This window comes from Proteiniphilum sp. UBA5463, assembly GCF_002427225.1.
In the GTDB taxonomy this organism is placed as follows: domain Bacteria; phylum Bacteroidota; class Bacteroidia; order Bacteroidales; family Dysgonomonadaceae; genus Proteiniphilum; species Proteiniphilum propionicum.
This window is the reverse complement of sequence record NZ_DIQL01000047.1, coordinates 1-12,632: the sequence shown is the minus strand read 5'-3', so window position 1 is coordinate 12,632 and position 12,632 is coordinate 1. Positions and strand designations below refer to the sequence as shown.

11 protein-coding genes are annotated in these 12,632 nt (G+C 44.8%); 9 read left to right on the top strand and 2 right to left on the bottom strand.

Annotated features, from left to right (window positions below):
* Positions 1 to 558: 558 nt before the first annotated feature.
* From ispE to B3B27_RS07540, 8 genes are all read left to right on the top strand, one after another.
* Positions 559 to 1,395 (top strand): 4-(cytidine 5'-diphospho)-2-C-methyl-D-erythritol kinase, encoded by an 837-nt coding sequence (gene ispE, locus B3B27_RS07575; protein ID WP_238865857.1) that lies wholly within the window; start codon positions 559 to 561, stop codon positions 1,393 to 1,395.
* Positions 1,396 to 1,415: 20 nt separating this feature from the next.
* Positions 1,416 to 4,049: an alpha/beta hydrolase family protein gene (locus tag B3B27_RS07570; protein WP_286833238.1), complete on the top strand. Its 2,634-nt coding sequence runs from the start codon at positions 1,416 to 1,418 to the stop codon at positions 4,047 to 4,049.
* Between the two features lie 92 nt (positions 4,050 to 4,141).
* Complete coding sequence (locus B3B27_RS07565) at positions 4,142 to 4,936, top strand: inositol monophosphatase family protein (RefSeq protein ID WP_286847227.1); 795 nt, start codon at positions 4,142 to 4,144, stop codon at positions 4,934 to 4,936.
* Complete coding sequence (zupT, locus tag B3B27_RS07560; protein ID WP_238865852.1) at positions 4,936 to 5,730, top strand: zinc transporter ZupT; 795 nt, start codon at positions 4,936 to 4,938, stop codon at positions 5,728 to 5,730. Before B3B27_RS07565 ends, zupT begins: the two co-directional genes overlap by 1 nt.
* Before the next feature lie 58 nt (positions 5,731 to 5,788).
* A complete protein-coding gene (locus tag B3B27_RS07555; RefSeq protein ID WP_238865850.1) occupies positions 5,789 to 6,349 on the top strand; it encodes a helix-turn-helix domain-containing protein in 561 nt (186 codons plus the stop codon).
* Positions 6,350 to 6,363: 14 nt separating this feature from the next.
* Positions 6,364 to 8,019, top strand: coding sequence for an AMP-binding protein (locus B3B27_RS07550; RefSeq protein WP_238865848.1), 1,656 nt, complete (start codon positions 6,364 to 6,366; stop codon positions 8,017 to 8,019).
* Positions 8,020 to 8,195: 176 nt separating this feature from the next.
* The gene (fabD, locus tag B3B27_RS07545) at positions 8,196 to 9,083 is read left to right on the top strand and encodes an ACP S-malonyltransferase (protein ID WP_238865846.1); all 888 of its coding nucleotides are present in this window, start codon (positions 8,196 to 8,198) and stop codon (positions 9,081 to 9,083) included.
* A gap of 77 nt (positions 9,084 to 9,160) precedes the next feature.
* Positions 9,161 to 9,859 carry a DUF4919 domain-containing protein gene (locus tag B3B27_RS07540; RefSeq protein ID WP_238865844.1) on the top strand — a complete coding sequence of 233 codons (699 nt, stop codon included), beginning with the start codon at positions 9,161 to 9,163 and terminating at the stop codon, positions 9,857 to 9,859.
* An 85-nt stretch (positions 9,860 to 9,944) separates the two neighbouring features.
* Here the strand turns inward: B3B27_RS07540 and corA are convergent, their stop codons facing one another.
* Complete coding sequence (gene corA, locus B3B27_RS07535; protein WP_238865842.1) at positions 9,945 to 11,009, bottom strand: magnesium/cobalt transporter CorA; 1,065 nt, start codon at positions 11,007 to 11,009, stop codon at positions 9,945 to 9,947.
* Between the two features lie 198 nt (positions 11,010 to 11,207).
* Here corA and B3B27_RS07530 point away from each other — a divergent pair, with 198 nt between their 5' ends.
* A complete protein-coding gene (locus B3B27_RS07530; protein ID WP_238865840.1) occupies positions 11,208 to 11,615 on the top strand; it encodes an outer membrane beta-barrel protein in 408 nt (135 codons plus the stop codon).
* Positions 11,616 to 11,670: 55 nt separating this feature from the next.
* On the opposite strand, the gene xerA is transcribed toward B3B27_RS07530, so the two are convergent.
* Complete coding sequence (xerA, locus tag B3B27_RS07525; protein ID WP_238865838.1) at positions 11,671 to 12,513, bottom strand: site-specific tyrosine recombinase/integron integrase; 843 nt, start codon at positions 12,511 to 12,513, stop codon at positions 11,671 to 11,673.
* Between the last annotated feature and the right edge of the window lie 119 nt (positions 12,514 to 12,632).

Below are 12,632 nucleotides of genomic sequence, written 5' to 3'. Positions count from 1 at the left end.
TTTTTCATTCTCTTTTAGTATCTTCCTGAAAATTTAGTATTTGTTCATTTAGTAGCATCTACCCTTTAAATGAGTGAGTTCTTCACAAAAATCTCTTTTTTCCCGATCGGAACAAAACATATATTGATCTTTAATATATTATAAGTAATCTTTGTTAATTCTCAGAGGTTTCAAAGAAGGTTCATGCAAATATGGCTAAATATATGTATGGCATACTGATGACTTAGTGGGTTGTTGTTGCACGGGAAGAGCAGGTACTGCAGTAGTATGCGGTACTAAAGTGGTGATAAGTTTTCCCGATCTTCTTAATTGACAATGGCAGTATTGTAGTAGGATGCTGTGTTAAAAAGAATCCCCGGATATGGTCAACATATTTTACTCTTTGTTTAGAGTTGAAGAAGGTGAGAGGTGAAGTAAGAGGTACGTATTGATTAATGAGGAAAGTTAGTTGTGAGAAATGAACAATGCAGAATAGTTGTGATTAGTTGTGAAATGAGAGATTCGTAATGCCGAAAAGTTAAAAATAAAATCAGTATCTTTGCAGAAAACTAACGTCAGATGATCTGTTTTCCTAACGCGAAAATCAACCTTGGCCTTCATATTGTCTCCCGCAGGCAGGACGGATACCACAATCTCGAAACCGTTTTTTATCCTGTTGCCTTAAAGGATGCATTAGAGATTATACCCACACCTGTTGGTGTGAGTACTAAGCTCAGCCGGAAATTCAGATTTTTCCAGACTGGCATCCCTGTCACTGGTAACGAAGAGGACAACCTTGTAATAAAGGCTTTTAAGCTGGTTTCTGCCGGGAGGGAGATACCCGGTACTGATATCTACCTGCTAAAAAAGATCCCTCTCGGAGCAGGATTGGGAGGAGGATCGTCGGATGCTGCTTTCATGTTACGACTGCTGAACGACAGCTATGAGCTGGGCTACTCGGGCAATGACCTTTTGCGCTTCGCTGAAATGCTTGGTGCCGATTGTCCCTTTTTTATACTCAACACCCCAATGTTTGCCACTGGCACGGGTAATATTCTGGAGCCGGTAGCACTCGATTTAAGTAATTACAGGGTTTTGTTAGTGAAACCGGATATTGAGGTTTCCACAAAAGAGGCTTTTGATATGATTACCCCCAGGCAACCGGAGGTATCGCTTAAAGAAATTGTAAAAAGGCCAGTTTCAGATTGGAAGGAGTGGATGAAAAATGATTTTGAGGCAGCTATTTTCAAAAAATATCCCGAAATTTGTAAAATCAAACAACAACTGTACGATCTGGGTGCAGTATATGCTGCCATGAGCGGATCGGGTTCATCGGTCTTCGGCCTTTTCCTTTCGAAGCCGGAGCCGGGAGACATGTTTGAAAACTGTTTTGTCTGGAACGATCAGGACTTGTAATTGATCTCTTTTCAAAAATTATGAAACAAAAAAAGAGAGAAAAAAACAACAGTGACGGGAGTGAAAAGAATCAAAAACAGACATGGTTAGAAATTAATGATCTGATTAATATGAACAAAAAACTTTTTTGGTGTTTTACCGTGCTGGGGGTGCTCAATATGCACCTTTCAGCACAACAGGCAGTAACGCCGCTAAAACTATATTCCTTTGGCTCCATCCCCGTGCAGAGGCCGGTTTTGCTGGATAGTGTGAACCTGAACAACACTCCCTTTTCGGAAGAGATGCTCCTCTCCTATTCTGTTTCTTTCCCGGAACAGGAACGTTTTACCACAGAGTTGACGCCCGATAGTGCCGGATTTTTCCACTTAGATAAACCTGAGGATGGGGAGGCACTTCAGCTGCTATCGCTTTGTGTTTCGGGCGACCGTTACGGCAAGGGAAAGCTTACCATAACATCGCCCAACCCGCTGGAATTATGGATAGACGATGTGAAACGGGCCACCAAGACACAGGTGAACGATAGCCTTCATCATTCTGGATCGGTTGACACCAACCTGAACGGATTTACAAACAACGCCCGCATCGTTATTAAAATGCTCACATCTGCAGGGAACAAACTTGATCCCGCCGTAAAAATCGAGCTTAAGCAGGGTGAAGAAGATTCTCTGCTTAACTACACATTTAATAATGTAAATGAACGAAGGATCAATATTAAAGATATACTGGAGGGGAAACGTGTAAGCAACTCATCAATTTCGCCAAGCGGCCGGTTTGTACTGCTGAGCCTTCGCGAAACTCTGCCGGGCGGCGACAACCGTAACTACTCCGAAATATACGATGCGAAACAGAAACGGATTATCTTCTCCGAACCTGGAGGACGGCCACAACTGGGCTGGATGCCTAAATCTGATCTGCTATACTTCGTGACTGACAACAACAACGGAAGAGCTCTCTACACGCTTGACCCGCTGACCCTGGAAACCCGGACTGTGGCAGAGAACCTGCCAAAAGAGAATTTTCATATCTCGCCTGATGAGAAATCGATGTTTTTTTCTTCGAAAGAAACAATAACCATCAGCAACCCGGGGGGATTGAAGCGTCTGATAGGAATAGACGACAGGCAGTCGAGTTATCGCGACCGTTACTTCCTGTATCGCTACTTCTTTGATACGGGACTTACGCAGCACCTCACCTTCGGGCGTCAGACGGCATCGCTCAACGATGTGACACACGACGTGAAATACCTGCTCTTCAGCACATCTGACGAGTACCTCACCGAGCGCCCGTTCAGAAAAAGTTCTATGTATATGCTGAACTTAGAGACAATGGCTGTTGATACTATATGGAAAGATGAGAAATATACCTATTCGGCACAGTTTTCACCCGATGGAAAAAAACTGCTCATCCACGGGGCTCCAGAAGCATTCGGTGGTATAGGACAGAATATCGATCCAGGACAGATTGCCAACAGCTACGATACACAGTCGTTCATCATGGATCTGGCAACAAAACGGGTGGACCCGGTAACCAAGAATTTTGATCCCACCATAAACGCACAAGAGTGGAATCAGCTGGATGATTTAATATACTACCGCGTAGAAGAGGGTGACCGGGTGAATATGTACAGGTACTCCCATAAAACAAAAAAATTTGAACGCCTTCCGCTCAAAGAGGATGTGATCCGCTCATTTGATATTGCCGATAATGCAGCTTGGGCAACATATACGGGTGTAAGCACATCAAACTCAAACAGGAGCTACCTGCTGAACCTGAAGACAATGGAGTCGACGCTTATTTCTGATCCCTATTCAGAGAGATTAAGCAAGCTAAACCTGGGTGATGTTAAGGACTGGAGTTTTAAAAGTTCCTTCGGCGATGTGGTTGAAGGTCGCTATTACCTGCCGCCCGACTTTAACCCGGACAGAAAATACCCGCTTATTGTTTACTATTACGGGGGGACCAGCCCCACATCGAGAACATTTGAAAGTACATACCCGTTACATGTTTACGCAGCACAGGATTATGTGGTTTACACTCTGCAGCCGAGCGGTACTACAGGCTACGGGCAGGAGTTTTCTGCACGCCACGTGAATGCCTGGGGTGAACAAACCGCTGAAGAAATAATTGAGGGAGTAAAGGCATTCGTTGCCGCTCACCCCTTTGTTGATGGCTCAAAGATAGGTAATATAGGTGCGTCGTATGGCGGATTCATGACGCAGTATCTTATCACCAAAACCGATCTGTTCACCGCATCGGTGTCGCACGCGGGGATTAGCAATATCACCAGCTACTGGGGAGAAGGATACTGGGGTTATTCCTACGGCGCAGGAGCAAGCGCGGGAAGCTATCCATGGAACAATCCCAAGCTCTATGTAGAGCAAAGCCCGCTCTTTTATGCCGATAAAATTAACACTCCTCTGCTGTTATTGCACGGAACAGCTGACACCAATGTCCCCATTGGTGAAAGCATACAGATGTATACGGCACTGAAACTGCTGGGAAAACCGGTGGAATTTATTCAGGTAGAGGGTGAAAACCACGCCATCTACAATTACGATAAGCGTATTGCATGGAATAATGCTATTTATGCCTGGTTCGCCAAATGGCTCAAGGGGGACTCACGCTGGTGGGATTCAATGTACCCGGAAAAGTAACGCTGGCACTGATGTTTGAAAGCATAGGTCCTGGAGTTTGAAAGCGTTGCATTTAAAGTTTGAAAGCAGAAATGTGAAGAAGTCTATAAAATATGAATCTGGAAAATCTTTGTAATGAAGTGAAAATGCTGGCTAGCGCAACGGGAGAGTTCCTGAAAACTGAGCAGGCAGCATTAAAGAAAAAAGATATTGAACTTAAAGGGACACGGAACTATGTGACCTATGTCGATAAAGAGGCTGAAAGCCGCCTGGTGAAGGGGTTGAAGGGGTTGAATGTTTTGTTGCCTGAAGCCGGATTCCTGACCGAAGAGGATACGGTTGAGTTTGAACAGAAAGAGTACACCTGGGTGATAGATCCGCTTGATGGTACAACAAACTATGTGCATGGCGACAAGCCTTATTCGGTAAGCATAGCCCTTATGAGAAAGAAAGAGGTAATAATGGGTGTGGTGTACGACCCTGTAGCCGATGAGATGTATTACGCAACGGGGAAGGGAGAGGCTTTATTGAACGGAACACCACTGAAAGTGAGTAGCCAGGCAACACTGGAGAACGGATACATAGGTTTCGGAATTCCATATAGCCTGGATGAGAGAGGTGAACAGGTGCTGAAGAATGCGATGAGACAGTTCCGTAAATGCAGCTTCCGCATAAAAGGATCTGCCGCACTGGAGATCTGTTACGTGGCTGCCGGCATAAGCGACACATATTTCCATACGGGACTGTCGCCATGGGATGTGGCAGCAGGGGCATTTATCCTGCATTGTGCAGGTGGTAAATGCAGCGACTTCTCCGGAGGAGACAACTACGTTTTCGGGAAGGAAATAGTGGCATCTAACGGGTTAATACACGAGGAGATAATGAGATCAATAATAGAAGGTAACTGATGGATAGCCAGACAGTAACAATTGCTTTTTTAATGACGCTATTTGCGGGCCTCTCCACCGGGATCGGCAGCCTTATTGCTTTCGTCGCCAAACGGACGAACACTAATTTTCTGAGCCTCTCGCTGGGACTGTCGGCAGGCGTAATGATTTATGTATCATTTATGGAGATGCTTCCAAAGTCACTCGACTCACTCATGGGAGCTTATGGTGAGAAGCCGGCTACGCTTTACATGATTTTGGGATTTTTCGGGGGCATAGCGCTAATAGCGTTGATAGACTTTCTGGTTCCCGAGTCGAGAAACCCGCACGAGATGCATGGCGTGGAGGAGATGAAATCGAATCACCGACTTAAACAAACAGGAATTATCACTGCCATCACCATTGCCATTCACAACTTTCCTGAAGGTATTGCTACTTTTATGTCGGCGCTGACCTCGATGGAGGTGGCTATCCCCATTACGGCAGCCATAGCCATACACAATATCCCCGAAGGAATAGCGGTGGCAGTACCCATCTATCACTCCACCGGGAGCAAGAAAAAAGCATTCTGGCTTTCGTTTGCTTCGGGATTGGCAGAGCCGATGGGTGCGTTTATAGCCTATCTGTTTCTTCTGCCTTTCTGGAGCCCTGTACTGGATGCGATAATACTTTCAATGGTTGCAGGCATAATGGTCTTTATTTCATTGGATGAGCTGCTGCCCAGCGCCGAGAAATATGGCAAGCACCACCTCTCAATCATAGGGATGGTTGGGGGGATGGGCGTGATGGCTTTAAGCCTTTATTTGTTTGTATAAAATTTTATGTACATTTGTTATTGATTTATATAATTACTTGCTCAACACTAAAACAGCTATGAAGACTGACTTAAAACAAATAGGCGAAAGGATAAAAGGGTTAAGGGATGCACTCGATTTCACCCCTGATGAAATGGCACACAAGCTGGAAGTGGATGTAGATGATTATCTGCAGTATGAATCGGGTGAGAAAGATATTTCCGTTTCTTTCCTGCAACGCATTGAAAGAGAGTTCAGTGTAGACCTTTCAACGCTGATGTTCGGCACTGAACCGCGAATGAATTCATACTTTATTACCCGAAAAGACAAGGGTGTAAGCGTGGAGAGAGTATCGGCCTACAGATACCAGTCGCTTACCTCAGGATTCACAAACAATGTGGCGGAGGTGTTTGTGGTAACAGTGGAGCCCAAGCCAATGGAGGCCGATTTCTACCAGAACATCCACGCGGGGCAGGAGTTCAATATGATCCTTGAGGGGAGCATGATAATGAATATAAACGGAAAAAACCTGATTCTCAGAGAAGGTGACAGTATCTATTTTGACTCGTCGCTTCCTCATGGCATGAAAGCACTTGACAACAAACAGGTGAAGTTTCTCGCGGTAATTTTATACCCGTGAATAAATAGGTTATCATGTTAGAAAAATTTGTAAAGAAAACTACTTTTACATCGCATCAGGATTTTATTGACAATTACAAAATTGATGTACCCGAAAACTTCAATTTCGCGTACGATGTGGTGGATGAATGGGCCGTGACGGAGCCCAAAAAACGCGCCCTTTGCTGGACGAATGACAAAGGAGTGCATCGCGACCTGAACTTCGGTGAGCTAAAGAAGCTCTCTGACAGAACAGCGTCGTTCTTTCAGTCGCTCGGCATTGGAAAAGGAGATATGGTTATGCTTATACTCAAACGTAGAATTGAGTTCTGGCAAACCATCCTGGCTCTGCATAAGATTGGGGCAATAGCCATTCCGGCAACGCATCTGCTTACCGATAAGGATATAGTGTATCGCAATAACGCGGCAAGTATTAAAGCGATTGTGGCTACTGAAGACGATAACCTTATAGGGCACGTGAACCTGGCTATGCCAAAATCACCTACTGTAAAACAACGTATTATGGTGGGCGAACATACTCCCGAAGGGTGGATCAATTTTCACCGGGGAGTAGAGGAGGCAGCCCCCTTTGTGAGGCCGGGAAAGGTAAACAGTAACAACGATATCATGATACTCTACTTCACATCGGGCACAACAGGTCAACCCAAGATGGTAATACACGATTTTACCTACCCTCTCGGACACATTACCACAGCCAAATACTGGCACAATCTTAACGAGGATAGTATTCACCTCACCGTGGCAGATACAGGATGGGCCAAAGCGGTATGGGGGAAGCTATACGGACAGTGGATAGTGGGGGCCTGCGTTTTCGTGTACGACTTTGAAGGCCATTTTATCCCCAAGGATATGCTGCGGATGATATCTGACTATAAGGTGACGTCGTTTTGCGCACCTCCAACAATATTCCGATTCCTTATCCGTGAAGATCTGAGCAAATACGACCTCTCTTCGCTGCAATACTGTACCACAGCGGGCGAAGCACTTAACCCGTCAGTATTTGAAACATTCTATAAGCAGACAGGTATAAAGATGATGGAGGCTTTCGGCCAGACCGAAACTGCTCCTACAATTATCACTTTCCCGTGGATGGAGCCGAAACCGGGATCTATGGGTGTTCCAAACCCGCTGTACAATATGGACCTGCTCACGCACGACGGGCGACCGGCCGAGGACGGTGAACAGGGAGAGATAGTTTTCCATACCGACGGGAAGCATCCTCTTTCACTGTTCATGGGATATTACCGTGACGAGAAGCTTACCGGAGAGGTTTATGCCAACAATATCTACCACACGGGCGATATGGCATGGCGCGATGAGGATGGCTACTACTGGTTCGTAGGTCGTACCGATGATGTGATCAAAAGCTCGGGCTACCGCATTGGCCCGTTCGAGGTGGAAAGTGCCGTAATGACGCACCCGGCTGTGGTTGAATGTGCAATAACAGGTGTACCGGATGATATAAGGGGGCAGGTCATAAAGGCGACCATTGTGCTGGCGGAGGAGTATAAAACAAAAGCGGGTGATGAACTGGCAAAGGATATTCAGACACATGTGAAGAATGTTACGGCTCCCTACAAATATCCGCGTGTTATTGAGTTTGTTGATGAGCTTCCTAAAACAATAAGCGGGAAGATACGTCGGGTTGAAATAAGGGAAAAAAATAAATAGCAGTCGGAGGCCGGTGCTCGCCAACGTACGACCAACTGTCGGAGGTAGGAGGTCAGCAACCAGCTGTCGGAGGTCGCCATCCAGCAATCATAATTGAGAGCAAAAATTGAACATAACCTGGCTTAGCCCGTTTGTGTCTTTATAAATATCTGAACGAAAATAAAGTATTTAAAATTATGAAAATAGCATACGTATTCCCCGGACAGGGGGCCCAGTTTGTGGGTATGGGAAAAGAGTTATATGATAAATTGCCCTTAGCGAAGAAGCTTTTCGAGAAAGCAAACGAGGTACTGGGGTTCCGGATTACAGACCTGATGTTTGCGGGAACGGAAGAGGACCTTCGTCAGACCAGGGTGACCCAGCCGGCAATCTTCCTTCACTCGGTGATCCTTGCAAAGAGTCTGGGAGACGAGTTTAAACCGGATATGGCCGCCGGACATTCACTGGGTGAATTCTCCGCTTTAGTGGCAGCTGGAGCTTTGTCGTTTGAGGACGGCCTTAGGCTGGTATATGCACGAGCACTGGCAATGCAGAAAGCCTGCGAGGCCAACCCATCGACTATGGCCGCTGTACTGGGACTGGCCGACGAGAAGGTGGAGGAGATATGCGCATCGATAGATGATGTGGTGGTAGCTGCCAACTACAACTGTCCGGGGCAGATAGTGATCTCAGGATCCAACACCGGAATAGAAAAAGCATGTGAGTTGATGAAAGAGGCCGGTGCCAGACGTGCTCTTCCGCTGAAAGTAGGCGGAGCTTTTCACTCTCCGCTTATGGAACCTGCAAGAGTGGAGCTGATGGAGGCAATTGAGGCAACGGTGATATCGGCACCAGGCTGTCCGGTATACCAGAACGTATCTACCGTGGGAGAAACCGATCCGGTTACCATCAAGAAAAATCTGATCGCTCAGCTCACCTCACCCGTAAAATGGACACAGTCGGTACAAAACATGATTGCCGACGGGGCAAGAGAATTCGTGGAGCTGGGACCGGGAAATGTATTGCAGGGATTGATATCAAAAATAGACAAGAGTGTTGCCGTTTCAGGTAAACAGTCTCTTTAAGCTTTGTTAGGAACATTTTTTTGTTTAAACGAAAATTAGAAAATACTTTTGTTAAGCAACAAATAATACAAAAGACTATGCATAAACTACTGTTGGTACTCACTTTTACCGCGTCTGTTATCTTCGCGGCACAGTCGCAGGATTTTTTTGAAGCTCCCGATTTTGCGCAGATTGAGAGAAACGTGAAAGAGCCGGCATCTTCCTACTACTATCCGAATCTGATGAAAAAATATCAGTCGGCGACAACTAAAATGACTCCGGAAGAGGGGAGACACCTGTATTTCGGTTATGTGTATCAGCCGGGGTATGTTCCCACAGACACCTCGGAATATAACAGCAAGCTGGCTGAGATAATATCGAAAAAATCGTTTACCCGAGATGATTATTTAAATATTTTGCAATACTCTGATGCATTGCTTCAGGAAGATCCATTCAATCTGCGTGCGCTGAACGCTAAACTTCTGGTATATGCGCAGCAGAACAATACGGAAGAATATAAAAGTGTGGCCCGTCAGAGAAGAATTGTACAGGATGCTATCATAGGGACCGGCGATGGTATGTCGGACAAGACCCCGTTCTACGTGATTAAAATGGCACATGAATATGATATACTGCCCTTTTTGGGATACAACTTCGGTGGGGAAGACAAAATTATGAAAGGGAACAAAGTCAATTATCTCTCTGTCGGAGAGAATCGTTTCGGGGTGGAAAGGGTATATTTTAACATCAGCCCTGTTATTGACCACATAAGTATGCGTGGCGGCGGCAAGATGTAGAACCTATCTGCAGGAAGAAATACAATTCAGGGCTTAACCAATCGGCTATTCAAGCTGTAGTGGTTAAGCTTTTCTTGTTTATATATCAGAACCACTTTTTCTTTTTAAAATACCAGAGCATACCGATTACAATCAGCAGCATTACTACCCAAACGATAATGTAACCATACCGTGTGTGCAGTTCGGGCATGTTGTCGAAATTCATTCCATAAACTCCTACGATAAAAGTTAGCGGGATGAATATCACGGAAAAGACTGTCAGCAGCGCCATAATGTCGTTAAGCCTAGTACTCATTGACGAATGATAAATATTCAACTCATCGTACAGGAGCTCATGGTAATAATCGAGCAGTTCCACCGCCTGGTTTATATTATCCTGGAGCTCTTTGTAGTGCTTCTCGTTTTCAGGGCCGATAAAGTCGCTATCAAGCTTCACAAGGCTCATAATCATCTCCCTGGCAGGTTTTATATAACGTCCAAGATCACTAAGTTCGTGCTTTAGCAGGTTAATTGCCTTAAGTGTTACCCTGTCGGGGCTAAGCACCATTCTGTTCTCAAGGTTCTCTATTTTTTCGCCAAGCATTCCAAGAATGAAAATGTAATTATCAATCACCACATCAAGCAGGGCAAAAGCAAGATAATCGGCCCCCAAAACCTTGAATCTCTTATAGTGCTTCCAAAGGCGATCTTTAACGGGATTAAACAGATTGCTACTCTCTTCCTGAAAAGAGATCAGCATATTATTCGTCATCACGATACTCAGATTATCTATCGAGACCTGATTCAACTTCTCACTGAACTGCATCATCTTTATGGAGACAAAAAGGCCATTGTCAAACTCCTCCATCTGGGGGCGAGTTCCCGGCTCCATTACATCCGACAATATATCAGCCGGAATATTCAGGTAGTCCGCCAAATCCCTCATCAGCTTCTCATTGTGCAGCCCGTCTATATTCAGCCAGGTAAGAGTACCTGAATCTAAATACGGTTGAAGCTCTTCTGCAGAATGGATTACTGCTTGATTCACATTTTCGGTATCGATATCGAAAACGGTCATTTGTACTTCTTCGGAACGATGCCGGCCCCGAAACTTCAGTTCATACGGAGACAGCCCTATATCCTCTTTGCGTTTCAGTGGTGTGTGAGGCATAAGTCAGGAATCAACAAGTATATATTAAAATTAAATTTTCGCATCTATCTCAATTACAACCATATACATATGAATAGATCTATGTAAGCAAGTATCTATGCAAATATTGAATTAAAAAGAATATAAAGCTGCAAGGTACAATTTTTTTTGTAACCAAACGATTGGAGATATGGTCATATCATCGAATTAAATAAAAATATGATGACTCACAAAATTCTATTTTCGTTGTTCCTGTGTGGAATAATAATGCCACTGAATGCCCAATTCGCCAATGTAGCCATTTACTCTCTCCCCGATTCTACACTTATCTTGGGGACGACGACCGATCAGGAGGGTGCGTTTTTACTTCTTGCTGATAACAAATGTTCCAATGCGCTTCTACGGGTATCATTCAATACAGCCATCCACGACGAAAATAACGCTTTCTTTGCAGAGTACTCACGTTCAGCTCCCATCGGACAGATAACTGCCGGAGTCCGCTTCGAGAATGTCCACTCCAATTATTACAGTGACGATGTGAAGATGGAGGAGCAAAGCCGTCATTATGCACGCTGGTTTCCCAACTTCTCCTACAGCAACACCCTCGGCGGGGTGCAAATGCAATAAAAAAGCAACTACCTGGCTGTAATTGCTTTTTTATTGTATTTGCAGTCTGACGGTATCAAAGCAAATCGAGCGGACTTTTAATTTTTGACTGTGCAATATCGGTAATATGGGTATAAATTTCAGTCGTGTTTACCGATTTGTGTCCGAGTAGGTCCTGGATATACCGGATATCCGTTCCATTCTCCAGGAGATGGGTAGCAAAGCTATGGCGCAAGGTATGAGGTGTTACTTTTTTGGCTATGCCCGCTTTTAAAGCTGCATTCTTGACAATGACCTGAACGCTCTTTTCGGAGTAGATACCCCCTCCCTGCCCCTCTATCAGGTACTCCTCAGGATGATATATCTTGTAGTAACGCCTTAAAGATTCCAATAACAGGGGGGAAAGCATCACCACACGGTCTTTCCCTCCCTTGGCGTTTCTGATCAGGATAATTTTGTTCTTCGAATCGATATCTACCAGCTTCAGGTGAAGCAGTTCGTTTAGCCGCAGGCCGCATCCGTATAACAGTTGGACGATACATTTGTGCTTCGGGTTGGTCACTTTAGCCATCAAGCGGCTCACCTCCCGGGTAGTCAGGTACACCGGCAGACTTTTGTTCTTCGAGCGGGGATACAGATGTTTGAGGTTGAGTTGTCTGCTGAACATGGAAAGGTAAAACTTGTCTATCGACGCCACGATCAAACGTTGATAAGATGTTCCGATGCGATGTTTCTCTATTTTCCAGAACAGGTATTTCTCGATCACCGTTTCCGTTATCTCCAACGGGTGGCTGTATTTTTTTTCAGCCAGCTGCAGGAAACTCCTCACCGCACTTTTGTAGTTTTGAATGGAGCTGGGACTATATCGCTGTATTATCATTTTCCGCTCAAACTCATTCAACAAATAGGTTATTTTCATCGCTTTCGATTTTATGGAACATTCGTATATGCAAAAATACGAAATAATCATAATAAAACATAACAACCTAACAAACAATATAATATAAATGCAAAATATTTCATACCGGTCTTTGTATA